This window comes from Thalassovita mediterranea (assembly GCF_001458435.1).
GTDB classification, from domain to species: Bacteria; Pseudomonadota; Alphaproteobacteria; order Rhodobacterales; family Rhodobacteraceae; genus Thalassobius; species Thalassobius mediterraneus.
Window position 1 is genome coordinate 88603 of the sequence record NZ_CYSF01000009.1, and the last position, 24206, is coordinate 112808.

General features: G+C 58.9%; 24 protein-coding genes. 8 read left to right on the top strand and 16 right to left on the bottom strand.

Going from position 1 to position 24206, the window contains the following annotated elements; all coding sequences use genetic code 11:
• Positions 1 to 43: 43 nt before the first annotated feature.
• The 3 genes from TM5383_RS10345 to TM5383_RS10355 form a co-directional block, all read right to left on the bottom strand.
• Complete coding sequence (locus tag TM5383_RS10345; protein ID WP_058318966.1) at positions 44 to 304, bottom strand: hypothetical protein; 261 nt, start codon at positions 302 to 304, stop codon at positions 44 to 46.
• A gap of 52 nt (positions 305 to 356) precedes the next feature.
• Complete coding sequence (locus TM5383_RS10350) at positions 357 to 2204, bottom strand: ABCB family ABC transporter ATP-binding protein/permease (protein ID WP_058318967.1); 1848 nt, start codon at positions 2202 to 2204, stop codon at positions 357 to 359.
• Between the two features lie 203 nt (positions 2205 to 2407).
• On the bottom strand, positions 2408 to 4012 hold the full coding sequence (locus TM5383_RS10355; RefSeq protein ID WP_058318968.1) for a LysM peptidoglycan-binding domain-containing protein: 1605 nt from the start codon (positions 4010 to 4012) through the stop codon (positions 2408 to 2410).
• 141 nt (positions 4013 to 4153) lie between these two features.
• Between TM5383_RS10355 and TM5383_RS10360 the strand changes: the two genes are divergently transcribed.
• Positions 4154 to 4714: an LOG family protein gene (locus TM5383_RS10360; protein ID WP_058318969.1), complete on the top strand. Its 561-nt coding sequence runs from the start codon at positions 4154 to 4156 to the stop codon at positions 4712 to 4714.
• Positions 4715 to 4752: 38 nt separating this feature from the next.
• On the opposite strand, the gene rarD is transcribed toward TM5383_RS10360, so the two are convergent.
• From rarD to TM5383_RS10405, 9 genes are all read right to left on the bottom strand, one after another.
• Positions 4753 to 5643, bottom strand: coding sequence for an EamA family transporter RarD (gene rarD, locus TM5383_RS10365; RefSeq protein WP_058319069.1), 891 nt, complete (start codon positions 5641 to 5643; stop codon positions 4753 to 4755).
• Between the two features lie 116 nt (positions 5644 to 5759).
• Positions 5760 to 6563 carry a siderophore-interacting protein gene (locus TM5383_RS10370; RefSeq protein ID WP_058318970.1) on the bottom strand — a complete coding sequence of 268 codons (804 nt, stop codon included), beginning with the start codon at positions 6561 to 6563 and terminating at the stop codon, positions 5760 to 5762.
• A 160-nt stretch (positions 6564 to 6723) separates the two neighbouring features.
• Positions 6724 to 7326: a superoxide dismutase gene (locus TM5383_RS10375; RefSeq protein WP_058318971.1), complete on the bottom strand. Its 603-nt coding sequence runs from the start codon at positions 7324 to 7326 to the stop codon at positions 6724 to 6726.
• Positions 7327 to 7467: 141 nt separating this feature from the next.
• Positions 7468 to 7899, bottom strand: coding sequence for a hypothetical protein (locus TM5383_RS10380; protein WP_143570212.1), 432 nt, complete (start codon positions 7897 to 7899; stop codon positions 7468 to 7470).
• 142 nt (positions 7900 to 8041) lie between these two features.
• Positions 8042 to 8395, bottom strand: a complete 354-nt coding sequence (locus TM5383_RS10385) for a hypothetical protein (RefSeq protein WP_143570211.1) — start codon at positions 8393 to 8395, stop codon at positions 8042 to 8044.
• A 196-nt stretch (positions 8396 to 8591) separates the two neighbouring features.
• Entirely contained in the window at positions 8592 to 9173 is a 582-nt protein-coding gene (locus TM5383_RS10390; protein ID WP_058318974.1) for a sarcosine oxidase subunit gamma, read from the bottom strand.
• Positions 9166 to 12180 (bottom strand): sarcosine oxidase subunit alpha family protein, encoded by a 3015-nt coding sequence (locus TM5383_RS10395; RefSeq protein WP_058318975.1) that lies wholly within the window; start codon positions 12178 to 12180, stop codon positions 9166 to 9168. Before TM5383_RS10395 ends, TM5383_RS10390 begins: the two co-directional genes overlap by 8 nt.
• A 66-nt stretch (positions 12181 to 12246) precedes the next feature.
• Positions 12247 to 12585 (bottom strand): sarcosine oxidase subunit delta, encoded by a 339-nt coding sequence (locus TM5383_RS10400; RefSeq protein WP_058318976.1) that lies wholly within the window; start codon positions 12583 to 12585, stop codon positions 12247 to 12249.
• 14 nt (positions 12586 to 12599) lie between these two features.
• Complete coding sequence (locus TM5383_RS10405) at positions 12600 to 13844, bottom strand: sarcosine oxidase subunit beta family protein (protein WP_058318977.1); 1245 nt, start codon at positions 13842 to 13844, stop codon at positions 12600 to 12602.
• Positions 13845 to 14119: 275 nt separating this feature from the next.
• Between TM5383_RS10405 and ccmI the strand changes: the two genes are divergently transcribed.
• The 3 genes from ccmI (at position 14120) to TM5383_RS10420 (ending at position 16109) form a co-directional block, all read left to right on the top strand.
• The gene (gene ccmI, locus TM5383_RS10410; RefSeq protein WP_058318978.1) at positions 14120 to 15346 is read left to right on the top strand and encodes a c-type cytochrome biogenesis protein CcmI; all 1227 of its coding nucleotides are present in this window, start codon (positions 14120 to 14122) and stop codon (positions 15344 to 15346) included.
• The gene (gene ruvX, locus TM5383_RS10415) at positions 15343 to 15807 is read left to right on the top strand and encodes a Holliday junction resolvase RuvX (RefSeq protein WP_058318979.1); all 465 of its coding nucleotides are present in this window, start codon (positions 15343 to 15345) and stop codon (positions 15805 to 15807) included. Before ccmI ends, ruvX begins: the two co-directional genes overlap by 4 nt.
• Positions 15808 to 15875: 68 nt before the next feature.
• Positions 15876 to 16109 (top strand): DUF1289 domain-containing protein, encoded by a 234-nt coding sequence (locus tag TM5383_RS10420; RefSeq protein WP_058318980.1) that lies wholly within the window; start codon positions 15876 to 15878, stop codon positions 16107 to 16109.
• A 102-nt stretch (positions 16110 to 16211) separates the two neighbouring features.
• On the opposite strand, the gene TM5383_RS17085 is transcribed toward TM5383_RS10420, so the two are convergent.
• The 3 genes from TM5383_RS17085 to dusA form a co-directional block, all read right to left on the bottom strand.
• Complete coding sequence (locus tag TM5383_RS17085) at positions 16212 to 17492, bottom strand: calcium-binding protein (RefSeq protein ID WP_058318981.1); 1281 nt, start codon at positions 17490 to 17492, stop codon at positions 16212 to 16214.
• A 210-nt stretch (positions 17493 to 17702) separates the two neighbouring features.
• Complete coding sequence (locus TM5383_RS10430; protein ID WP_058318982.1) at positions 17703 to 18527, bottom strand: sulfite exporter TauE/SafE family protein; 825 nt, start codon at positions 18525 to 18527, stop codon at positions 17703 to 17705.
• Between the two features lie 117 nt (positions 18528 to 18644).
• Complete coding sequence (gene dusA, locus TM5383_RS10435; RefSeq protein WP_076400025.1) at positions 18645 to 19658, bottom strand: tRNA dihydrouridine(20/20a) synthase DusA; 1014 nt, start codon at positions 19656 to 19658, stop codon at positions 18645 to 18647.
• 322 nt (positions 19659 to 19980) lie between these two features.
• Between dusA and TM5383_RS10440 the strand changes: the two genes are divergently transcribed.
• The 4 genes from TM5383_RS10440 to TM5383_RS10455 all read left to right on the top strand — a co-directional run bounded on the left by TM5383_RS10440 (position 19981) and on the right by TM5383_RS10455 (position 23647).
• Entirely contained in the window at positions 19981 to 20694 is a 714-nt protein-coding gene (locus TM5383_RS10440) for an SAM-dependent methyltransferase (protein WP_058318983.1), read from the top strand.
• Between the two features lie 306 nt (positions 20695 to 21000).
• Positions 21001 to 22095 carry an HlyD family secretion protein gene (locus tag TM5383_RS10445; RefSeq protein ID WP_058318984.1) on the top strand — a complete coding sequence of 365 codons (1095 nt, stop codon included), beginning with the start codon at positions 21001 to 21003 and terminating at the stop codon, positions 22093 to 22095.
• A gap of 9 nt (positions 22096 to 22104) precedes the next feature.
• Entirely contained in the window at positions 22105 to 23142 is a 1038-nt protein-coding gene (locus tag TM5383_RS10450) for an FUSC family protein (protein WP_058318985.1), read from the top strand.
• A 16-nt stretch (positions 23143 to 23158) separates the two neighbouring features.
• Positions 23159 to 23647 carry an acyl-CoA thioesterase gene (locus TM5383_RS10455; RefSeq protein WP_082645461.1) on the top strand — a complete coding sequence of 163 codons (489 nt, stop codon included), beginning with the start codon at positions 23159 to 23161 and terminating at the stop codon, positions 23645 to 23647.
• Positions 23648 to 23686: 39 nt separating this feature from the next.
• Here the strand turns inward: TM5383_RS10455 and TM5383_RS10460 are convergent, their stop codons facing one another.
• A complete protein-coding gene (locus TM5383_RS10460; RefSeq protein ID WP_058318986.1) occupies positions 23687 to 24160 on the bottom strand; it encodes a GFA family protein in 474 nt (157 codons plus the stop codon).
• Between the last annotated feature and the right edge of the window lie 46 nt (positions 24161 to 24206).

Genomic DNA, 24206 nt, shown 5'->3' on the forward strand with positions numbered 1-24206 from the left:
AAAAAGGCCGGAGATTGCTCCGGCCTGTTTTATTCCTAAACCCTCACGTGGATCTCAAACCGCCGCAAAGGCCTCTGCCGCGCGCAGGTATGGGTTGGACCGATTCACCAGCATGCTGCCAAAACTCAACAACAGAATACTGACGCCCTGCGTAGGGCCGCATCATGCGATGAATATGCGTCTCAACATCCATGCGACCCCAGATTGTCACGCGGCCCAGCACATTCAACAAAAGAGGCGCGATCTGCCAAACTGCAAACCGCGCCTTCTCTGTTCCATAAATATCCTGGGTGAATTCGGGCATCTGTGATGACCGAAGAGGGCAAAGCCCTCCCCGCCCACGTCACCCCAAGCGCTTAGCCAGCAGCCGCGCGACCAGCGCCCGTATCATCGCCTTGCTCATTCGCCTGACGGTGCCATAGCTGCGCGTAACGACCATCCTGCGCCAGCAGGTCGGCGTGACTGCCACGTTCGACAATCTCGCCCTTTTCCAGCACCACGATCTGATCCGCATCGGCAATGGTAGACAGACGGTGGGCAATGGTGATCACGGTGCGGCCATGACCGGCGCGCGCCAGCGCGTCCTGAATGCCCTGCTCGGTTTCCGTATCCAGCGCCGATGTCGCCTCATCCAGCAGCAGGATCGGTGGGTTTTTCAGCAGGGTGCGGGCAATGCCGACTCGCTGTTTTTCACCACCTGACAGTTTCAGGCCGCGTTCACCCACGGCGGTATCATACCCCTCTGGCAGCGCCATGATGAAATCGTGGATCTGTGCGGATTTCGCCGCCCCTACAATCTCATCCTCGGTCGCGCCATCGCGGCCATAGGCGATGTTGTAGCGGATGGTGTCGTTGAACAGCACCGTGTCCTGCGGCACGACGCCGATCTGGGCGTGCAGGCTCTCCTGCGTGATGTCACGCACATCTTGGCCGTCAATCAACAGGGCGCCGGATTGCACATCATAAAAGCGGAACAACAACCGCCCGATGGTGGATTTGCCAGAGCCGGAGGAGCCGACGATCGCCACAGTTTTCCCCGGCTCGATATCCATCGACACACCCTTCAGAATGGGGCGTTCGGCGTCATAGCCAAAGGCCACATCGCGCAGTTCTACATGACCGCCGGTCACTGCCAGATCGCCTGCGTTCGGTTTGTCCGACACCTCAGCCGGTTGTTCGAGGAGGTCAAACATTTCCCCCATATCAACAAGTGCCTGGCGGATTTCGCGATACACCGTCCCGAGGAAGTTGAGCGGCATGGTGATCTGGATCATGTAGGCGTTGACCATCACGAAATCGCCCACGGTCAAATCGCCACGTTCTACCCCAATGGCGGCCATCACCATGACAGCAACCAGCCCGCCGGTGATCAGGAACGCCTGACCAAAGTTCAGGAAGGCCAGCGAATAGGACGTCTTCAACGCGGCCTGTTCATAGCCCGCCATCGCCGCGTCATAACGCGCCGCCTCGCGCCGCTCAGCGCCAAAATACTTCACCGTTTCAAAGTTCAACAGGCTGTCGATCGCCTTTTGGTTCGCATCGGTGTCCTGATCATTCATCACCTTGCGCAGCTTCACCCGCCATTCGGTCACCGCAAAGGTAAACCAGACATACAGCGCGATGGTCAGCACCACGACCGCCAGATACCAAACATCAAACAGGAAGAACAAAACCCCTGCGATCATCACCAGTTCCAGAACCAATGGCCCGATGGAGAACAAGAGGAAGCGCAGGAGGAATTCGACGCCCTTCACACCGCGTTCGATGATCCGGCTCAACCCGCCGGTTTTGCGGGTGATGTGATAGCGCATCGACAGGCGATGGATGTGGGTAAATGTTTCTAGCGCCAGTTGCCGCAACGCGCGTTGGCCTACGGCGGCAAAGATCGCATCGCGCAGCTGTTGGAACCCGTTCGACATCAGGCGTGCGCCGCCATAGGCCAGCGTCAGGCCAACCGCGCCCATTGCCAGATCACTAACGCCTGCGCCCGCCAGAGCATCCACTGCGTTTTTGTAAAGAAGCGGTGTCCAAACCGCGACAACCTTCGCCGCCAAAAGCGCCAGCATGGCAAAGACCACGCGGTATTTCACCCAAACCAGCTTTGGATCGCTGGGCCACAGATAGGGCGCGACACGGCGGATGGTGCGCCAGCCTGAGATCTGTTCGTCGTTGAGGTTGTTGGCTGTGTGTTGCAGGCGTCGCATAGCTGGCTCTTTCTACTTTGGCCGCAGTGTATCAAGGCAGGGCTGCCGCGCGGCTAAGGAGATCACATAGTTGTGTGGCCGCGCTACGGCTAGGGGAAAGACGTAAAAAGCCGCGCACAGGGGGGTGCGCGGCTTTGAACATGTGTTGTTTCGGCCCAGTTTACTCAGGCCCAATTTACTCAGGCCCAATTACGCTGGCCCAATTACTCCGGAACGGTAAAGATCTGACCCGGGTAGATCAGATCCGGGTTGCGGATCAGGCTGCGGTTTGCCTCAAACACCCGCACATAAAGGATACCGTCACCGTAAGCGTCGCGCGCAATCGCCCAAAGGGTATTGCCCGGCTGTACGGTGACGACCCGCACTGGCGCTGTTTGTGGCGCACCCTCGGTGTCGGAATTGTCATTGCCACCCGCCGCTGCTGCGACTGCTTCGGGAGCTTCGCGTTTGAACGGGGTTTCAACACGCGCTGTCACCACGCCGTCCTCATCCAGCTGATCAATGCGCAGGGTATAGGTGCCGGGCGCGACATCGGCCAACATCAGAGACCAGCGCGCATCCTGTCCCACCGTCCCCTCTGCCACAACCGCGTTGTTGAGGTAGACGCGCAGGAAGGCACCGGCGGTGCCCCGTCCGGCCAGTTCAACCTCGCCAGCGGCACCATAGCTGATCGCATCCAGCATCAAGCCACCTTCCGGCGCTTCGGCAGCGGGTTGAATGACCTTCACACCATCTTGCCCCGCAATGATCACCGCAGGCGCGCTGGGGGTGGCATCGGCTGCCCCCTCTTCAGGTGCGTTTGCTGCCGTTTCCGAAGTAGCCTCTTCTACAGCAGTGGCCGTTTCCGTCGCGGATTGTTCCGCGGCGGTATCGTTCGCCGCATCAGCAACGCTCTGCTCTTCTGAGGCAGGCGCCGTAACGGTCGTGCCCTGCTGAGTATCTTCGCTGGTTGCTGCAGCGGATTCCGTCGTTGCCTCTGCGACAACAACTGGCGCCGCAATCGGCGCGATGATCACCTGCTCGGCAGAGCGCATGACCTTGTCACCATCACGCAGCTGCAGCGCCATTGCGCGGGGCTGGTCCGAAGGCGTCAAGGTAAGGAAGGCTGCGAACTTTCCATCATCGCCCACAATCAAGGACTCGATCACGGTGTCATCCAGCAGAACCTCCAGCGTGGCCCCACCGGGTGCTTCGCCAGCGATCTGCATGTTCCCATCCGCTTCGACACGCACCACGTCAAACGTGGGCGACAGGTCAGCAACTGTGGTTTCGACAGGCGCTGCGACCACTTCCGCCGGGGTTTCCACTGCCGCATCAGAGGTGTTCTCTAAAACGGTTGCGTTCGTGGCGGCGGCGTTGGCGTCCGACGCTGTTTCGCCCTCTGCCGCACCTTCTAGTGCAGTGGTCGCGGGAGAGGCTGCACCCTCGTCAGCTGCGGCAACCTCACCAGCGGGTGACACATCCGCCGCCTTTGGATCAGCTGCGGGTTCTTCGGCGGCCTCGGTGGGTTCAACAGCAGCGCCGTCGCCCTGCACATCCGCGGCATTTGCGACATCGCCCTGCGGCGCGTCGTTTGCTGCGGCCGCTTCATCTTGGACCGCTTCAGCAGTGGGTGCCTCAGGTTCGGTCGATGCGGGCTGCGCAGGTGCCGCTTCGGTGGCGACATCGGATTGCACCTCTGCCTCTTCGACGGCGGTATCATTCTGATCAAACACCCCCAGCCCGTAAAGCGCCAGCAACAGCGCGATCAACGCCCCGGCACCGTAGGCAAGCGTTTGGGTTGTGCTGGTCCCTGTTTCCTTGGTCATTGGTCTTCCTTCCCCCAGTGGCCCTTAACGAGGCCGGTCCGCGCATTACACCGTGGGACAAATTCCCCCATCCACGCGGTTGAGCTGCCCTTTTTTCAAGGCTATCAGGGTCACAAGCACGATTAGCCGAGGAAAATCAAGATGATTACCCCTTCTGTCTGCGTCTTTTGTGGCGCACGTTCCGGGAATGACACGGCCTATGCCGAGGCAGCACACAACGTGGGCACGGCGTTAGCGCACAACAACTGGCGGCTGGTTTATGGCGCTGGTGATGTGGGCCTAATGGGAACCGTTGCGCGCGCCGCGCAGGACGCAGGTGGTGATACCTTTGGGGTGATCCCAACCCATCTGCTACAGGCCGAGGTCGGCAAAACCGATCTGTCGCGCTTTGTTGTCACCGAAAACATGCACGAACGCAAAAAGGTGATGTTCATGAACTGCGACGCCATCGTGGTGTTGCCCGGTGGTGCTGGATCACTGGATGAGTTTTTCGAAGTTCTGACATGGCGTCAGCTGCAACTACACCAAAAGCCGATTTTCCTTTTGAACACCAACGGGTTCTGGGATCCGCTTCTGGCACTGATTGAACATGTGATCGATCATGGGTTTGCCGATCAAAGTTTGCGCGAACTAATCCGCGCGGTTGCCGATACTGACGAGCTGGTTGCCGGATTAAAGAGCGCCTTGCCCAAGGTGGAATGACCCGCACGCGCCCCGTGCTATGCGGCGCGGGGGCACACTCAGGGCGTAGATGGCGTTTTGCGGCGCGCCTGCCAAAGGCTTGCCCCGCTATAAAGCGCCAGTGCCGTCCAGATCAGCGGGAAGGCCACCGCATGCCAGAACCCAAACGGTTCGGCAAACACCACAGTCGCCACCAGAAACTGCAGGGTCGGGTTCAGGTATTGCACCAGTCCGACCGTGGCCAGTTGCACGCGCTTGGTCGCATAGGAAAACAGAATCAGCGGCGTCGCGGTCAACGGGCCTGATATGATCAGCAGCGCCAGATCCCCTGCCCCATTGCCCAATGGCGCCCCACCATCACGCCAGGCGAACAGCAACACAACGATGGCGATCGGGCTCAGCAATAGCACCTCGACCATTACCGATAGCACCGGACCAAGCGGTAAGCGTTTCTTGATCACCCCATAAAGCCCAAAGGTCAGCGCAATAATCAGCGAAACCCACGGCGCGACCCCCAATCCGATGGTCAACACAATCACCGCCAGCGCGGCCAGCGCGACCGCAATGCCTTGCACCCGCCCCAACCGTTCGCGGAAAAACACGACGCCCAGCAGAACCGACACCAGCGGAAAGATGTAATAGCCAAGCGATGCCTCTGTCGCCTTGCCAACCTGAACGGAAAAAATGAACAGGAACCAGTTCGCTGCAATCATCAGTGCCGCCACAGCCAGCACCAACACCTGCCTCGGTTGCCGCAGCACCGCAGGCAGATCCGCCAACCGCCCCTGAGCCGCCAACACCAACGCGAAGAAAACGCAGGACCAAAGCGTACGGTGCGCCAGAACCTCAAGCGGGGGAACATGGTCCAGCTGTTTGTAAAACAGCCCTGACAGCCCCCAGATCACACAGGCGGTGATCAGTGCCAGCACACCTGATTTCGTCTCTGACATCATCCCCCCTATCCATCTGGTTCACCGCGCCACAATCGGCGCGGTGCTGCCAAATCGCAAGAGGCATTGCCGCAGCCCCGTAGTCACCGCAAATAGGCGCACCGCAGGTTTGCGCGTCAGGCTGGAACGGCTGCTGGCTGATCCGACGCGCTGTCCTTCGCCTTGTCGGTTTTGTGCTGATCCTCGGTCCGGCCTGCGCGCCAGTAGCTGGACAAATAGAACTGATCGCGCGCTAGTCCGCGGTCAGTGCGGTAATAGCTGCGCAGGACGCGCATGCTGTCAAATTCGCACGCCGTCCACACAAAAGGACGCCCCTGCCGCCAAGGCAGTTCTTTGATCGCTGCGACCAAGGCGCCGTTCAGTTGATCTGGTTGCGGGTTCACGACCCAGTGCACGGTCATTCCAGCAGGCAGATCCATAGGCTGTTTGTCAGCCTCACTGGTGACCTCGACCACCACATCACCCTGCGCGGTTTCGGGCAGGCGTTCGATGTTGCACATCAGTGCTGGGATCGCGGTCATGTCGCCTACGATCAGGTACCAATCCGGGGCGGGATCAGCCGCTGGATCAATCATTTTGATGGTGCCCGGACCGCCGATGGCAATGGTATCACCCGGCGCCGCCTTGAGCGCCCAATCGGTGGCCAACCCGCCGTTGTCCCCATGCAGGGCGAAATCAACGGTAATCTCGCCCGCCGCCACATCATGGGCGCGGATCGAATAGGTGCGCATCACAGGTCGGTCGGGGTTGGCCCGTGGCGCATCAGGGAAGATCAGTTTGATATACCCCCCCTCACACCCGGCTGGAAAATCCGCCAGCCCTGCCCCACCAAAGGTGATGCGGTACATGTTGGGCGTCACATGCGACACTGCATGCACAACTGCCTGACGAGGGGCGTTTGATTTCGAAGAGGTGGCCATAGTCTAATCCTGTTTCACTGCGCGTTCTGCAGCCAATATGATTAACCTAGTTTTTTTATCAAGTATACTTCATGCACATTCCCTGCCTATCCAGCGCACATAAAAAAACCTGCGATCCAGATGGACCGCAGGTTCGTGTCTTGCCGAATTGAGAGAGGGCTTAGCCCAGACGCGAAGCGACGTTTTCCCAGTTCACCAGCTTGTTCAGGAAGTTATCCAGGTAAGCAGGACGTTTGTTGCGGAAGTCGATGTAGTAGGAGTGTTCCCAAACATCACAACCCAGCAGCGCGGTCTGGCCGAAGCACAGCGGGTTCACGCCGTTTTCGGTTTTGGTCACTTTCAGGCCACCATCGGTGTCCTTCACCAGCCAGCACCAGCCGGAACCGAACTGACCTGCGCCAGCGGCAGTAAATTCGGATTTGAAGGCGTCAACCGACCCAAAGCTTTCAACGATGGCTTTTTCCAGTTCGCCGGGCATGGCGTTGCCCTGCGGGCCCATCATTTCCCAGAACTGGTTGTGGTTCCACAGCTGCGAAATGTTGTTGAAGATACCGTTCTGTGCAACCGCGTTGGCGTCGTAGGTGCCGGTGATGATCTCTTCCATCGATTTGTCGGCCCATTCGGTGCCTTCGATCAGCTTGTTGCCGTTCACAACATAGGCGTTGTGGTGCAGGTCGTGGTGGTATTCCAGCGTCTCTGCAGACATGCCCAGATCGGCCAGCGCGTCGTGAGCGTAAGGAAGGTCGGGAAGTTCGAATGCCATGGGGATGCTCCCTGTTCTAGTGCGGTTTCCGTTGGCCCTAGATGTGACAACTCACGCCGAAAGGTCAAGGACAACGGATGATATTCCTACATAAATCCAAACAATCACGGTGTGTTTAGCGTCCGCGCCTAGGTGGCGCAGTTATTCGCTAACTTCGACGCAGGTACCGCGCCCACCGAAGGTGTTCAGAAAGTCATTCGGCCGCGCATTAAAAGTCGCCTTTTGGGTCCGTTTGTTGAACCTCAGATTGTAGGTGAAAACATCTACGGTAAACCCATCCGGTTCCCTGATGTTGCGCAACACCCAGTCAACCGACAGGATTTTCTTGTCATCACGGATCACCTTGGCATCAATCGGTTCACCGAAAAAATGATCGATGACCAGATCATAAACTTTCGCGTTATTGGAACCGGGGGTCCATTGCACCAGAATATCCGGGGAAATCCAATCACCAGGCTCGGCGCCTTTCACCTTGCAGTGCATTTCGATGGGCGCTTTGGTTTTGGCCGCCTGCGATACGGTCGGCAACGCCGCAACTGCGCCAACAACCAAACACTTCAAAAATGTATTCAATTTATTTTCCTCATTCGTACATTCACAATCCATGCGTGCAGAACCTTACGCTTCAAACAGCAAGGCTAGGCACGATCGAATAACTATCGCGGAGATAAGTTCATAAGTTCAGCGCCCTAAGGCGTGATCACTCGCATATAGATCAGCGACGTTCGCAGGTTCCAGACCGGCTGAAACTGTTTTTATAGTCACGCGGGCGGGCGACCACTTTGAACTTGTCATTCGTCTTTTTGTAGGTCGCTGAATAAACCATGCGGACGGTCTGGCCACTGCCAGAAACGGTATCCACCACCCAATCAAAGGTCGCGCGCCGGTCATTGTTTGCGACCAATTTGGCCTGGCTCGGCTCACCGTCGTTGACGTACGCGGTCAGTGGGTCAAGCACCAACGCATCGATTTTTCCGTCGGTATAGCGGAAATGGTACTCAGGGGTGATCCAGCCCTTTTCCTTGGTATTGGACACTTTGCAAACAAGGGTGGTGGTTTCAGCGGCCACAGGGGCAGCCACAGATGCCGCCAAAAGCAAAGAAGCTGAGAACAAATGAGGCGCTAGAAAGTTCTTGGACATATCACATTCAATCTAATGGCAATTTTAAGCGCCAAAAAACCCGAAAAAGATGCACAGCACAAGAAGAAACGCCCGCAACAGTTGTTGTTGCGGGCGCTCTCAATGTCTTTACGTTGCGTGCGGATCAGCCCAGATGGCCAACCTCGCCGCCGGTCTCAGAAGAGATACGCAGCAGATCAAAGGCATATTGCGCGACCGAGCGGAAGCAGATCACCTGCATCACACCGGGTTCAGGCGACCAGAAGGCGCCAGCCACCTGTGCCAGACGGGTACGGCGGATATCGCCGGGACCGAAGGCTTCGGGGCTGAAATCAACCGGTGCCACCTTGGCCATCACGTCACGCACCGCGCCATCATCGCCCGACAGGCGGAAGAAAGCACGCGCGTCGGACACGTTGGCCACCAGCGCATGTTCACCAGCCAGACCTTCGGTCAGGGCGGCAACAGTTGCGTCAACGCTCGCATAGTCCACCAGAACCAGCAGTTCGTCCGGCGACATCCATGCCACGGTGGCGTTTTCACCGATGGAGATCTTGCGCTGCGCAGGCAGTGCCAGACCGGTCACCTTTTCCACCGCAGCGGCAAAGCCCGCGCTGGCGAAGTCGCCGCGCAGGGTGATCATCCCCTGCACGCCCAGTTCCTCTACCCGGACAAACCCGTCAGAGTGTGCGCCGTTCAGCGCCGATTGCAGCAGAGCCTCAGACATTCTGCTTCTCCCCGTCCTTGTCGTAGAAGACCGGATCACAGATCCGCGCCTTGTAGGTTTTGCCATCAGTGCCGGGGATCTCCAGCACCTCGCCCATGCGATCCGGGCCGTTGTGAACCAGTGCCATCGCGATGCCTTTGCCCAGCGTCGGCGAATGGTAGGTGGATGTCACGCGACCTTGGGTGTTGCGCTGACCGTTGGCGTTGGTGCCACCAGCCGGCACATAGGCGCCATCGGGCAGAACCGAACCATCCAGCGTTTCCAGACCCACCAGTTTCCAGCGGTTCGGATCGGCCATGTGGGTCCGCATCTGCGCACGTTTGCCGAGGAAGTCCTCTTTCTTCTTCGAGATCGCCCACTGCATGTTCAGATCCTGCGGGATCACGGTGCCGTCGGTTTCATCACCAATCATGATGAAGCCTTTTTCAGCCCGCATCACGTGCAGTGCCTCGGTGCCGTAGGGCATGACGTTGAACTCAGCGCCCGCTTCCAGCAGCTTGTCCCACAGCGCACGACCCAGCGACGCCGGAACCGCGATTTCGTAGGACAACTCGCCCGAGAAGGAGATCCGGTAGGCCCGCACAGGGATACCCGCCAGTTCGCCATCCGCCCATTCCATGAACTTCAGGCCCTCTTTGGACACATCCATGCCGCCAAGCTTTTCAAGCACTTCGCGGGCTTTCGGGCCAACGACGGCGATCTGGGCGTACTCTTCGGTGACGTTTGCAGTGTAGACTTTCCAGTCCCACCACTCGCACTGCAGCCAGTCTTCCATGTGGCCGTGGATACGGTCCGCACCGCCGGTGGTGGTGTGGCACAGGAAGGTGTCTTCGTCGATGCGCGCAACAACACCGTCATCCACGAGGAAGCCGTTTTCGTTACACATCAGACCGTAGCGGCATTTGCCCGGTTTCAGCGTCGACATCATGTTGGTGTAGAGCATGTCGAGGAATTTGCCCGCATCGGGGCCCTTGACGATGATCTTACCCAGCGTGGAGGCATCGAGCAGACCCAGCGCTTCACGGGTCTGGTTGATCTCACGGCTAACCGCTTGAGCATGGGTTTCACCCTTGCGCGGGAAGCAGTAGGGACGACGCCAGTGGCCAACAGGTTCAAAGAAGGCACCCTGCTCTTCGTGCCAGTCGTGGATCGGCGTGCGACGCAGCGGCTGGAAGATTTCGTCGCGCGCTTCACCGGCGATCGCGCCCAGCGAGATCGGGGTGTAGGGCGGACGGAAGGTGGTGGTGCCGACCTGCGGGATGTCCACGTTCAACGAGTGTGCCAGCGTGGCCAGACCGTTGATGTTGGACAGTTTGCCCTGATCGGTTGCCATGCCCAGCGTGGTGTAACGCTTGGTATGTTCAACGCTTTCATAGCCTTCTTGCGCAGCCAGCATGACGTCAGAGACTTTTACGTCGTTCTGATAGTCAAGGAACGCTTTCATGCGCAGGGCCGGACCGGCGCCTTGCGGCATCAGCCAAACAGCGGCGGGGTTTGCCTCTGCTGCGCTTTCAGCGGCAGGTGCGGCCAGTTTGGTCGCGGCGGTGATGCCTGCGGCCTCGGCAGCGGCGATGCCAACAGCGGTTGCGTCTGCCATGATGGCGTTCAGGCCAAATTCGCCGTTGGCGGCACCGGCCACCTTGACGAAGCCCTGACCGTCAGCACCCAGCGGCGGGCGGCTGTTGTCGGGGCGGAAATGCGCCTGCGCATCGTCCCAGGTCAGTTTACCGCCACAGTGCGACCACAGGTGCACAACGGGGGACCAACCACCGGACATGGCAACAGCGTCTGCTGCGATCTCTTCCAGCACCGCGCCTTCGCCCGACTGGTTGCAGATCGCCACACCGGTGACGCGCTTGCCACCTTGCACTTTGGCGATGGCTTTGCCGTTTTCGACGCGGATGCCGGCGGCGCGGGCCTCATCAGCCAGTGCGCCTGCGCCTTCGGGGCGAGCGTCCAGCAGAACCGGAACCTCAAGACCGTGTTCCTTCAGCGCCAGAGCGGTGCGGTAGGCGTCGTCGTTGTTGGTTACAACAACCACACGGTCACCGGCGGACACGCCGTAGTTCACCACATAGTCGCGCAGCGCACCGGCCAGCATGACGCCGGGGATGTCGTTGCCAGCAAAGGACAGAGGACGTTCGATGGCGCCGGTTGCGGTCACGATCTGTTTCGCACGGATGCGCCACAGGCGGTGACGCGGGCCAGCCATGTCGGGGGTATGATCGGTCAGACGTTCATAACCCAGCATGTAGCCGTGATCGTAAACGCCCGAACCCATCATACGGGTGCGCAGGGTGACGTTTTCCATGCCCTTCAGTTCGGCCAGTGCGGCGGCGATGAAATCATCAACCGGTGCACCATCGATGGAGCCACCGTCAACCGGTGCGCGGCCACCCCAATGGGCGGTCTGTTCCATCAGCAGAACCTTGGCGCCTGCTTTGGCTGCGGCCAGCGCAGATTGCAGACCAGCAACACCGCCACCAATGACGACAACGTCAAAGAAGGCATAGTAGTGTTCATAGCGGTCGGCATCGCGATCCTTGGGCGCAGCGCCCAGACCGGCGGACTGACGCACGATCGGTTCGAACAGGTGTTTCCACGCCGCCCGAGGTGCCATGAAGGTTTTGTAGTAGAAACCTGCGGGCAGGAAACGCGCCATTTTATTGTTGATCGCGCCAATGTCGAACTCAAGGCTCGGCCAGTGGTTCTGCGAGGTGCAGTTCAGACCGTCAAACAGTTCGGTCGTGGTCGCGCGTTGGTTCGGCTCAAACTTGGAGCCCATCCCCAGACCAACCAGCGCGTTCGGCTCTTCGGCGCCAGAGGCGACGATGCCACGCGGACGGTGGTATTTGAACGAACGGCCAACCAGCATCTGGTCGTTTGCCAACAGGGCCGAGGCCAGCGTGTCGCCCTCAAACCCCTGAAACTGTTTGCCATTAAAGGCAAAGCTGATCTGCTTGCCCTTGTTCAGAAGGCGGCCGCCTGATGAAAGACGAGTGCTCATGTCAAAGCCTCCTTGGCCACGAGGTGGGCCGGGATTACGTAGTTGTCAGAAACGGTAAAGCGCATCTCAGCCTTCACCTTTCAGCTCGCGCCAGGTCCAACCGGGACGTTTGGCGCTGATTTTGTCTTGCAGGTCTTTCGGCGGTTCCAGCGTTTGGGCGCTGTAGGTGCCAAACACTTCCAGCGTCGCGGTGCAGCGGGCCGCGTGGAAATATTTGCCGCAGCCGTTTACGTGCCGCCAGCGTTCAAAGTGAACACCTTTGGGGTTTTCACGACGGAACAGATAGCCTTCGAACTCATCATCGGATGAGCCGGGACCAAATCGTTTCAGGTGCGCTTCACCGTCGGCATGCAGTTCGGTTTCTTCGCATTGCACGCCGCAGTAGGGGCATTCAAGAATAAGCATGATCCAGACCTTTCTTAGTGGGCCACGCCGGCCGCGACGCTTTCGTCGATGAAGCGGCCTTCGGTGAAACGGTTAAGGCCAAAATCTTCGGCCAGCGGCGAGTGGCCTTTGGCCATCAGTTCTGCCATTGCCCAGCCGGAGCCAGGGATCGCTTTAAAGCCGCCGGTGCCCCAGCCGCAGTTGACGAAAATGCCATCAATCGGCGCTTTCGACAGGATGGGCGAACGGTCGCCGGTCATATCCACGATACCGCCCCACTGGCGCAGCATCTTCAGGCGGCTGACCATCGGGAAGGTTTCCACGAGGGCGCGCACGGTTTCCTCAATGTGGTGGTAGGAGCCACGCTGGGTGTAGTTGTTGAACCCGTCGGTGCCGCCGCCGATGACCATTTCGCCCTTGTCGGACTGGCTCATGTAGCCGTGCACGGTGTTGGCCATCACAACTACATCCATACAGGGTTTGATCGGTTCAGACACCAGCGCCTGCAGCGCCAGAGATTCAATAGGCAGACGGAAGCCCGCTTTTTCAGCCAGCACACCGGCGTGACCAGCCACAACCATGCCCAGCTTGTCGCAATCGATGGGGCCTTGGTTGGTTTCAACACCAACAACCTTGCCACCTTCGTTGCGCACACCGGTCACTTCGCATTTCTGAATGATGTCCATGCCCATCTGCGAACAAGCACGGGCATAACCCCAAGCAACAGCGTCGTGACGCGCGGTGCCACCGCGTTCCTGCCACAGGCCACCAAGGACGGGGTAACGCGGACCATCCAGATTGATGATCGGCACCAGTTCCTTGACCTTCTGGGGGCTGATGAATTCAGTTTTTACACCTTGCAGGGCGTTAGCGTGGGCGGTCCGCTGGTAGCCACGCACCTCATGTTCGGTCTGCGCCAGCATGATCACACCACGGGGGCTGAACATGACGTTGTAGTTCAGGTCCTGAGACATGGTCTCATAGAGCGAGCGCGCTTTTTCATAGATCGCCGCCGACGGATCCTGCAGGTAGTTCGACCGGATGATCGTGGTGTTCCGGCCGGTGTTACCACCACCCAGCCAGCCTTTTTCAAGGACGGCGACATTGGTGATGCCGAAATTCTTACCCAGATAATACGCCGTGGCCAGGCCGTGCCCACCGGCACCGACGATGATCACATCGTATTTCTTCTTGGGCTTGGGCGAGGCCCAGGCGCGTTCCCAACCCGTATGGTAGCGGGCGGCTTCGCGGGCGATAGCAAAGGCGGAATATCGTTTCATGGGGCGTCTTTCGCGTCGATTCCGGGGATTAAACTCTGTCAGTATTCATGCCGACTCTGTTCCCTGCCCCCCCGTTTCCAAGCGTCATTTTTCCGTCCGGTTGCGACATGAGGGTCGCAAAGTGCATTTTTCCCTGCAAATCCGTCCTAGCCTTGGACGTTTTCCGTGCTTCACAGTTGCGACAACTCGGCGCTGTACGGCGATTTTGCGTGAATTAAGCCTTTTGCCTGCGGGGGCGCAGCGTTACATCACGGAGAACTGCAGCAGGAGGCCACATGACGTTCTGGATCATCACCGCAGCCCTGGCTCTGGGCGTGTCCCTATTGATGGCAATCGCCCTGTTGCGTGGCCGCACCGGCGCAGAACCCCCTGCCGCCTATGACCTGAAGGTCTACCGCGCCCAACTGGCTGAGGTCGACAAAGATATGGCGCGCGGCGTCATCAACGCAGAGGACGGCGAGCGTACCAAGGCCGAAATCTCGCGCCGCATCCTGTCTGCTGATGCCCAACTGCGAACCGGTGGCGAAACCGGCGGCCAGCCTGCGATGGCGGGCAAAGTTGTGGCTGTCGCAACAACGGTGTTTGTCGTTGGTGGCGCATTTGTCCTTTATAACGATCTGGGCGCACCGCACGTACCAGATCTGGCGCTGAAGGATCGTCTGGCGATGGCCGATGACATTCGCCGCAACCGCCCAAGCCAAGAAGAGGTCGAGGCCCGCACCACCCCCACCGCGCCAGAAACAGAGATCAGCGAAGAATATAAACTGCTGATGACCCAACTGCGCGCCGCTGTGGTTGAGCGCCCGAATGATCTGCAAGGCCTGCGCCTGCTGACCCGCAATGAAGCTGCTCTTGGGAATTTTGTGGCCGCACGCAAGGCACAAGAGCAGGTCGTCGCTGTCCTTGGCAACGATGCGCAGGTCGAGGATCTGATTGATCTGGCCGATTTGATGGTACTGGCAGCTGGCGGCTTTGTCTCCCCCGAGGCAGAGCGCGTACTGGGCCGCATCCTAAAGGCTGACGGCCAAAACCCGATTGCGCGCTACTACATGGGGCTGATGTTTGCACAGGTCGGACGTCCTGATGGCGCGTTTCGCATCTGGTCCACGCTGCTAAAGGAAGGCCCCGCAGACGCGCCTTGGATCGCCCCGATCCGCGGCCAGATCGAAACGGCCGCACAGCAGGCAGGCATCCGCTATGAACTGCCCCCGTTGAATGCAGCGCCAGGTCCAGACGCCGACCAAATCCGCGCTGCGCAGGACATGAGCGTCGAAGAACGCAATGAAATGATCCGTGGCATGGTGGCTGGCCTCGCTGATCGTCTGGCCACAGACGGCGGCACACCCGAGGAATGGGCGCGCCTGATCAGCGCCTATGGCGTTCTGGATGAGGTGGGACAGGCTCAGGCGATCTATACTGAGGCATTGCAGGTTTTTGCCGCCTCCCCCGAGGCGCTGCGCCTGATCGAGGCCGCCGCCGAAAACGCAGGATTGCGCCAATGATTTATGAAACTGAACAAGAAATGGCCGCCGCGCTGGCCCCAATGCAGCCACTGATGGGCCTTGATCTGGGGACCAAGACGATTGGCGTGGCGGTGTCTGATGTGTTGCGTTCCGTTGCGACGCCCGTTGAAACGGTCAAACGCAAAAAATTTGGTGTCGATGCCGCGCGCCTATTGGAGATTTGCAAGGACCGGCAGGTCGGCGGCATCCTCCTTGGTCTGCCACGCAATATGGACGGATCTGAAGGGCCGCGCGCCCAATCCACCCGCGCCTTTGCCCGCAATCTTAGCCAGCTGACCGATCTGCCAATTGGCTACTGGGACGAACGCCTGTCCACCGTGGCCGCCGAACGCGCCCTGATCGAGGCGGATACGTCGCGCGCCAAACGGGCCGAAAAAATCGACAATGTGGCGGCCTCTTTTATCCTTCAGGGCTTCCTTGATCGGTTGCGCAATCTATAACATCTGAAACTCTGGGCCGCCCAAAGGCGCCCTGCCCCATCCCTCCGCCGCCGCAAGAAGGATCCCAAATGAGCGACGACGTCTGGAAACGCAACGAGATCGAGAGCCCCTGCGTGAAGCTCTGCGCGATCCACCCCAAGGCCAAAATCTGCACTGGCTGCCACCGTAGCCTGGATGAGATCGGCAACTGGTCCCGGATGACGCCCGAAGCACGGCGTGAGGTGATGGCGGACCTACCCAATCGCGCCAGCCTGTTGAAACAGCGACGTGGCGGGCGTAGCGCACGGATGCGGGGTCAATAACCGCAACGGTGCCCCCCCCCTGGAACGCACTAAACTGGACCACAAAAACGAAAGCCGCCCTCATTTCTGACGGGCGGCTTTGTTGTGATATGCTCACAGTGTTTAGGTCGATGGCACCGGATCAGGATCTGGTGTGGGTGCCGGATCAGGATCGGGCGTGGGGGCCGGATCGGACTCTGGTGCATCCAACCAGCCATCAACAGCGGACACCACAACATCGCCCACCGTCAAGGTGCCAAACGCGCCCGACACTGTTGCCACAACATCCCCGTCAATCAGGATCTGTGCATCGCCAGCCGCATCCGGATCCTCTTGCAGTGTAACAACAGGTGGCGTGGTGTCAGCCGCGTTATAGTTCAACACGATCACATCCTGACCGCGAACATAGTCACGGATCTGCACCTCTTCGTTAATCCAGGTGCCCAGGGCAAACATATCGGCGCCTTCGCCACCGCGCAGTTCATCCCCACTACCCGCCAGCAGTGTATCGTTGCCTTCACCACCAAAGAGCTGGTCAGGGTCCAGAATATCGCTGTTACGGAAACCAGTATCAGCGGGGTTTGAGGACAGGTAGCCCTGAATGGCATCATTGCCTTCGTCGCCGGACAGCTGGTCAGAACCTGCGCCACCTTCGATCAGGTCATTGCCCAGACCGCCGGATACGGTGTCATTTCCTGCACCACCAACGAGCGAGTCATTGCCGGAACCACCAAGGATCCAGTCGACGTCATCGCCCCCATCAATCAGGTCGTTGCCATCGCCACCGTTCAGCGTGTCGTTGCCCGCCTCGCCCAGCAAGACGTCATTGCCACCTTCGCCAAACAGCTGATCAACGCCAGCGCCGCCGTTCAAGGCATCATTTTCAGCGCCACCATACAGCGTGTCATTGCCTGCTTCGCCCAACAGCGTGTCGGCACCGGCCTCACCAGTCAGGAAATCGTTGCTGTCGCCACCGCTCAGCTGGTCATCGCCGTCGCCACCCGCCAAGTCATCCGTTCCGGCGCCGCCGGACAGGGTGTCGTTTCCGTCATCGCCGACCAACCGGTCGTTGCCGGTATTCCCCATGATGCTATCATCGCCGGACCCGCCACGCAGGTCATCGTTGTCGGCGCCACCATCGATCAGATCACGACCGACGCCGCCGCGGATAAGGTCACCACCGGCACCACCGTTGATGGTATCGTCGCCAGCGCGACCCAGAATATCGTCGCCACTGGTGCTGCCCAGAAAGAGTTCGTCGCCCTCTGTTCCCTCAGCGGATCCAATGAAATCGGGATCGCCGCTGTGCGGCTCCTCTTCTTCATTGTTAGTGCCATCTTCTTCGAACAAGGTGTAGACGCTGTAAACGCTGGCAAGGCCCAGCAAAGTCATGATCGCTAACATTGTGATCGGTCCCCTAAAATGCACTCGCAGAGTACGAACTACCTCCTTTAGTTGCAACCGATACCAACTATAGTCGATATTTTAGAAACAGTTTCACCGCTAACGAATGACTGACGCATCATCTTGCGACAATCGCACACAAAAACGGGGGCCGAAGCCCCCGTATTTTCACCAGATATTTTATCACTCAAGCGCGAATCAAACTGGCGCTCAAAGACCAAATGCTTTGCGCAGCATGTTCAGCGCAACCAACGTAAGAAAAACCGCAAACACACGTTTTAGTGGTTTCGGATCCATGGCATGCGCCAGTTTCACGCCAAGTGGTGTGGTCATCAATGTCATCGCAATCGTGATCGCAAACGCCACCAGATTGACCGCCCCAAGGGTCATCGGCGGCCGTTGTGCCGGATCAATCGATACAAACAGGAACCCGATCACGGCAGGCACGGCAATAATCACACCAAAGCCCGCAGCCGTTGCCACCGCACGGTGAATTGGCGTAGCAAAGAGGGTCATCAACGGCACACCAAAACTGCCACCCCCGATCCCCATTAGCACAGACAGGAACCCGACCATGGGCGAAATCACCAGACGGGCAATCCCGCGTGGCATCTGTTGGCCCAACCGCCATTCACTGCGTCCCAACCCCATGTAGGCACCAATCACCAAGGCCAGCACACCAAAAATTCCCTGAAGCGTGGCAGAGCGCAACGATGCGGCCACCAGAACGCCAACAATCGCACCAACCACGATCCCCGGCCCCCAACCGCGCAGGATCGACCATTCCACCGCGCCCTTTTTGTTGTGGCTATGCACAGACCGCAAAGAGGTCACGATGATCGTCGCCAGTGAGGTCGCCAAACACATCTGCATGAGCTGAGGACCATCATAGCCAAGCGTCTGAAACGCATAGAAATAAGAAGGCACAAGTACGATGCCACCACCGACCCCTAACAGGCCGGCAAGCACGCCCGCGATTGCCCCAATGGCCATCAACAGGCCCAGCATCATCAGCAACAATTCAATTTCCGGCATCCCCGTCCCCTTGATCAGCCCGCCTCTATCCACGGCACAACGGGCGCCAAGATAGCGCCACTGTCGTCAATGACCAGTGCGAAACCAGCAGTTTGGGAAACAGGCGGGCGGGCGCGTTTACACTGCCTGACGTTCTGCCGCCTCAGCCGCGCCGGTCACAGCCGCGAGGGCCTCAACCACCAGATCGGGGCCTGCACCGGGTTTATGGGCGTTTTCCGACAGAATACGGCGCCATTGGCGCGCCCCGGGCTTCCCTGCGAAGAGCCCCAGCATATGCCGCGTCACCTGCCCCAGCTTGCCACCAGCCGACACGTGGTTCTCAATGTAGGGCAGCATCTGATGCACGACGGTGACGGGGTCTGTGACCTCACCCGTGCCATAGATTTGTGGGTCTGCAGCGCACAGGATATCGGCTGGCTGATGGTAGGCCGACCTGCCAATCATGACACCGTCCAGCCCCCGATCCAGATGCACCTGCGCCTCTGCCAGCGAGGTAACGCCGCCATTCAAGGACAAGTGCAACTCCGGGAACCGCGCCTTCATCGCGTGCACCAGATCGTAATCCAGCGGCGGAATATCGCGGTTTTCCTTCGGACTAAGCCCCTGAAGCCACGCCTTGCGCGCATGAATAGTGAAGCGATTACAGCCTGTTGCAGACACTTCTTCAAGAAACGCCGGCAGAACCTCATGCGGATCTTGGTCATCCACACCAATGCGACATTTCACCGTCACCTCAACAGACACCGCATCCTGCATCGCCTTCACACAGTCGGCCACCAACGTGGGCTGACGCATCAATACAGCACCGAATGTACCTGACTGCACCCGATCGCTGGGACAGCCACAGTTCAGGTTCACCTCATCATAGCCGCGTTCCTCGGACAGCTTTGCCGCCTGAGCGAGCTCTGCCGGATCAGATCCCCCCAATTGCAGGGCCACAGGATGTTCTTCTTCGTTGAAGTCCAACAAATGCACCGCCCCCCCCCGCACCAACGCAGGTGCAGTGACCATTTCGGTGTAAAGCAACGTCTCCCGCGACAACAACCGATGCAAATACCGGCAGTGGCGGTCCGTCCAATCCATCATCGGTGCCACGGACAGGCGTGCGGCTGTGTTCAGGTCTTTGGCCAAGGTGTTCACTCCATCTCAACTCAAACACTGGGGGCTGAGCAGTCAGTTCCTGCTTTCAGGCGCGGGTCTCTTCCCTCGATTCGAGTGCAGCACGGTTTAGCATATCTGGCGTGGGGGGACAGGGGGCAGCCCGATGTGCGGGCTGGTGGGCAGTCCGCGTGATCGACAGATAACAGTTCTGCCGCCTTGCGCCACACACGGATGAGTGCCACTGACGGACCCAACACCGCATCCGCCTGCAGATAGCTGAACAATTGTGTCCATCGTCCGTTATAAACGATGCAAGAGCCATTGCGCCGCCCCATAACCAAGGAAAACCCCTGTGGATTTTGAAGACTACAAAGCTGAACACCCCAACGCCAAATTTTCCGACTATTACGTTGAAAAGCTGGCCGAAGTCCTGCGCGACGGAGAAGCTCACGGGGCCCTGGGCAAGGATCTTTATCGCAAAGGGGAGCTTATCTCTTTCGAAGAAGCGGGCCAGGATGAATTCGACAAATATTGCAAATGGTTCGACCTCACACCTGATACCAAAGTCATTGATCTGGGCTGCGGCAGCCTGCGCGTCGGGCTGCACTTCATCCGCTGGCTGAACAGCGGGAACTACTTTGGCATGGATCTGACGATGGATTTCATCGACATGGGTCGCCCGCGCGTGAACGAAATCATCGGTACAGAGTGGCAGGCCGAATTGGGCACCATCGCCGACAAACTGGAACAAGCGGTCGATTTTGGCGCGGACTTCGTCTTTAGCAGCAACGTCGCCTATCACGTTCACCCCGATGAATGCGCCACCTATTTTGACCAGCTAGACCGCGCCGCCTCCAAACCCGGTGCAACTTTGTGTTTCGACACCCGAATTGCCAAAGAGCAAGTTCGATTTGGCGATCGCAACTGGGCCTTTCCGTTTGAATTTCAGGAAGAGGCCTTGCCGAATTTCAAACTTGTCCGCACCATCCCTGCGCGCGAAAAGATGGAAGAGCTGCTGGAAACCAACGAGGTGGTCCGCGTTATCTTTCATTTCGAACGCGCATAAGGGCCTCAAAACGCCTCAACCATGGATCTCATGCGGCAGATGAGTCGCATGAGAGCAGATGGGCCGCATGAGAACTGTCCGTCTGTGACGGGTATCTGTTCAGATACTGCGCCAGCAGCGGTGTCACGCATTTGTGAGCGGTTCTATCCCGGACCGATCGCCGTGTGCCGTAACGTAAGACATACCTCTTTGCCCGAAACGCGCGATAAGCCCGCTGAAATCGCCAAGCGTCACAGATTTGTGGCGATGTGGTGAAATGTAACGTCATTATTTCGTATGCAGTCATCAAAGACCCAAGGGGCAAACATGAGCGAAGAAATCAGCCAAGACCGCGAGAGCAGCGGTGTCATTGTCAAAATCACCTCTGGTGTGCTGGTATTGGCCGCCGTGGGTATCGTCGGTTGGAATACGCTGGCCGATCGTTATGCCCCCTCGACCAGCCGCAGCACGGTCACCGCGCAGGTGATCCAAATCGCCCCACGTGTGCCGGGACGAACGGATCAGGTCTTTGTACGGGACAATCAACTGGTGCAGCAGGGCGATGCGCTGTTCCATATCGACGATGAAACCTACCGCTTGGCGGCACAGTCAGCGCGGGTGCAGTTGCAAAACGCCCTGCAAGGGGTCGAGGCCAGCACATCGCGCATTGCCGCCGCACAGGCACAGGTAGCGCAGGCCCGCGTCAATCTGGAAAAAACAGAGGCCGACACGAAACGCGCCATGCGTCTGGTCGAACGTGGTGTTGTGTCCGAAGTACGTGGTCAGGATGCAGAACGTGCCCTGACCGCCGCCCGCGCAACACTAGAAGCGGCAGTCAGTCAGGCCGAAGCGGCCCAGCAACAGCTGGGCGATGCTGCCAACAACCCGCAGGTCAAAGCGGCACGTCTGGCGCTGGAAAAAGCGGAATATGATCTGGCCTCTACCGTGGTCACCGCCCCCTCTTTTGGGGCGATCAGCAACCTGAAACTGGCCCCCGGTCAGTTTGTCGGTGCGGGCACGCCGGTGATCACCTTTATCGACGCCGAAGACATCTGGATCACCGCCAACCTGCGGGAAAACCAGCTGGGCAACGTCACATCCGGCGATCGAGTGACCATTGCCTTTGATGCGATCCCCGGCAAGGTGTTTGAGGGCACGCTAGACAGCATCGGCTGGGGCATCAACGCCACCCCGCGTCAGGCCGGCGGCCTGCCCGTCAGCACCGCACCGACCGAATGGTTCGAACCGGCGCGTCGTATTCCAGTGCGCATTGATCTGGCGGCCCTGCCGCTGGTGATGGACTACCCGCTGCGTTTGGGCGGCAAGGCCGACGTTGTGATCCACACCGGCGAAAACGGCATAATCAGTGGCCTGGCCAGCATGTTCCAGCGCGTGCGCAGCACCCTCAGCTACCTGTACTGAGGCCGCAGCATGTATGTCGCCCCGCGCCCCCGCGCCGAAGATGACCCGCTGTTTCCGCTGCGCGTAGGTGCGCTGTGTGCAGCGATGTTTGCGGCTATTCAGGTATTGGACACCCAGATGCCTGCGCTGACGCTGGCGTTGCCCGCCGCCTTTGTTCTCGGGCTGCGGGGGGCGTTTAACATCGGCAAGATCATCGGCCTTGGCATAGCGGCGCCGATCCTGACGCTGGTGTTGTCGTGGATCTTTGCTGTGACGCGGGAAATTCCCTGGCTCATGATCCTGACCACCTTTGTCCTGTTGCTGGGCGGCATTCATCTGGCCCGTCAGCGCGGTAACAATCTGGGCTTCATCATCGCGATCATTACTGTCCTATTGTCAGTGATGTCGTTACAGAACCGCGCCTTTTTGCATGTCATTCGGGATGAATTGATCACCGACAGCATCGCCGCCGCGATCATTGTCACGCTGCTTTACCTGGTGCTGCCGCCAAAAACCAAGATCATTCATGACGACCGTCCCCAAACCGCCACTCAAAGCCTCTTTGCGGGATCGGTTCTGCGCGCGGGTGTGGCAACGGCCTACTGTTTCTGGCTGTATCTGGTGCTGCCGCCACAGGATCTGATTATTGCGCTGACGGCATTGTTCCCGTTGGTGTTTCCCGGCCGCAGTGCCATGATCAACGAAGCCAAGGATCGCCTGCATGGCACGGTTATCGGGTTGGCCTTGGTGATGCCTGCTTTGGTTATCTTCGCCACCGTTCCCAGTTTCGCTGTGATGGCCATCGTCGTGGCCCTTGTCGGGGTCGGCTTCGGTTGGGGCGTGATGCACGGGCGTATGCCGCCTATGGTTTATCAGTTCGCAACCACCACCATGTTGGCCACAACGGTGACGGCTATGGCCTCTGACATTGCGATGCAGGCGCTGATCTCTCGTTTTGCGCTGACGCTTACGGGCGCTGCGGGGGCTGTGCTGGCCGTGATGCTGATCGAAGAGACCTTCCCGCGCTTTTTCAAACGCGAACCGACGCTGGAACCCACCCCCGCCTGATGTGGAGATTGATGTGATGAGTGACACAACGACACCCGACCTAACCCATGCCGAGATTGAGGCACTGGCCGATCACCCCGGCAGTTTCTGGCAATTGGTCACCGCAACGCAGGCGGATCTGGATGGGTTTGATCATGTGAACAACGCCGTCTACCTGAAATGGCTGGATGCCTGCGTCTGGGCCCATACCCGCCTGCTGGGACTGGATGAAAAAACCTGCATGGACATGGAACGCGGCATGGCCGCCGTGCGCCATGAGATCGACTATATCGCCTCTGCACGGTTGGGCGATCAGGTGGCGGTGTTCAACTGGATTGTCAGCAATGACGGACGCCTGCGCTGCAGCCGTCGGTTCCAGATGGTGCGCCTGTCGGATCGCAAGACCATCCTGCGGGCCAAGACCGATTACGTCAGCACCAATCTGACCAATGGGCGGCCGGTGAAAATGCCCGAGGTGTTCAAAACCAAATACGCGGTGATGCTGCCAGAGGCGGCGGCGGATTAACCGCCTGCCCTGCGATGTCACCGCAGGATGACAACAGCCCTAGGCCGCGCTCTTGCCCTTACCGCTTAGCACTGCGGGCAGGAAGTGGCGGGCAAAGAGGATCTGACTTCCCAGATAACCATTGGCCTTGGGCAGATCATCCGCCGCATCCTGAACACGCAGGTCATAGAACATATGAAAGCTCGGCTCTGGCAGCTGATCCTGCTCCGTCAGCCAACGGGTTGGGATCAGCATCATCTTGGGCAAACCGGGCATGGTGAGCCGTTCCAGAATAGGCGCCGCGCAATTGTCACAGGTGCCACGTTTCAGCAGCGGCGGTTGTTTCTTCACCTCATAGGTCACACTGCCGGTGCTCTCTTCGCGAAAGGCAGAGGTGCGGAAGATGGTGAAATCGGCAAAGTCGCGACCATGATAGGCCTTGCAGATATTGCAATGGCACAGCGCCCGCATCACAGGCGCGCCGGTTACAAATCGAATGTCCCCGCAGGTACAGTGTCCGCTCAAATGTGCCATGTGGGCTCGCCTGTCTGTTCGTTCTGTTGCAGCCCCATCAAACCAC

Coding starts and splice junctions, on each gene's coding strand:
- TM5383_RS10345 (WP_058318966.1), bottom strand. CDS start 304: ATGCCCGAATTCACCCAGGATATTTATGGAACAGAGAAGGCGCGGTTT.
- TM5383_RS10350 (WP_058318967.1), bottom strand. CDS start 2,204: ATGCGACGCCTGCAACACACAGCCAACAACCTCAACGACGAACAGATC.
- TM5383_RS10355 (WP_058318968.1), bottom strand. CDS start 4,012: ATGACCAAGGAAACAGGGACCAGCACAACCCAAACGCTTGCCTACGGT.
- TM5383_RS10360 (WP_058318969.1), top strand. CDS start 4,154: ATGATTACCCCTTCTGTCTGCGTCTTTTGTGGCGCACGTTCCGGGAAT.
- rarD (WP_058319069.1), bottom strand. CDS start 5,643: ATGTCAGAGACGAAATCAGGTGTGCTGGCACTGATCACCGCCTGTGTG.
- TM5383_RS10370 (WP_058318970.1), bottom strand. CDS start 6,563: ATGGCCACCTCTTCGAAATCAAACGCCCCTCGTCAGGCAGTTGTGCAT.
- TM5383_RS10375 (WP_058318971.1), bottom strand. CDS start 7,326: ATGGCATTCGAACTTCCCGACCTTCCTTACGCTCACGACGCGCTGGCC.
- TM5383_RS10390 (WP_058318974.1), bottom strand. CDS start 9,173: ATGTCTGAGGCTCTGCTGCAATCGGCGCTGAACGGCGCACACTCTGAC.
- TM5383_RS10395 (WP_058318975.1), bottom strand. CDS start 12,180: ATGAGCACTCGTCTTTCATCAGGCGGCCGCCTTCTGAACAAGGGCAAG.
- TM5383_RS10400 (WP_058318976.1), bottom strand. CDS start 12,585: ATGCTTATTCTTGAATGCCCCTACTGCGGCGTGCAATGCGAAGAAACC.
- TM5383_RS10405 (WP_058318977.1), bottom strand. CDS start 13,844: ATGAAACGATATTCCGCCTTTGCTATCGCCCGCGAAGCCGCCCGCTAC.
- ccmI (WP_058318978.1), top strand. CDS start 14,120: ATGACGTTCTGGATCATCACCGCAGCCCTGGCTCTGGGCGTGTCCCTA.
- ruvX (WP_058318979.1), top strand. CDS start 15,343: ATGATTTATGAAACTGAACAAGAAATGGCCGCCGCGCTGGCCCCAATG.
- TM5383_RS10420 (WP_058318980.1), top strand. CDS start 15,876: ATGAGCGACGACGTCTGGAAACGCAACGAGATCGAGAGCCCCTGCGTG.
- TM5383_RS17085 (WP_058318981.1), bottom strand. CDS start 17,492: ATGTTAGCGATCATGACTTTGCTGGGCCTTGCCAGCGTTTACAGCGTC.
- TM5383_RS10430 (WP_058318982.1), bottom strand. CDS start 18,527: ATGCCGGAAATTGAATTGTTGCTGATGATGCTGGGCCTGTTGATGGCC.
- TM5383_RS10445 (WP_058318984.1), top strand. CDS start 21,001: ATGAGCGAAGAAATCAGCCAAGACCGCGAGAGCAGCGGTGTCATTGTC.
- TM5383_RS10450 (WP_058318985.1), top strand. CDS start 22,105: ATGTATGTCGCCCCGCGCCCCCGCGCCGAAGATGACCCGCTGTTTCCG.
- TM5383_RS10455 (WP_082645461.1), top strand. CDS start 23,159: ATGAGTGACACAACGACACCCGACCTAACCCATGCCGAGATTGAGGCA.
- TM5383_RS10460 (WP_058318986.1), bottom strand. CDS start 24,160: ATGGCACATTTGAGCGGACACTGTACCTGCGGGGACATTCGATTTGTA.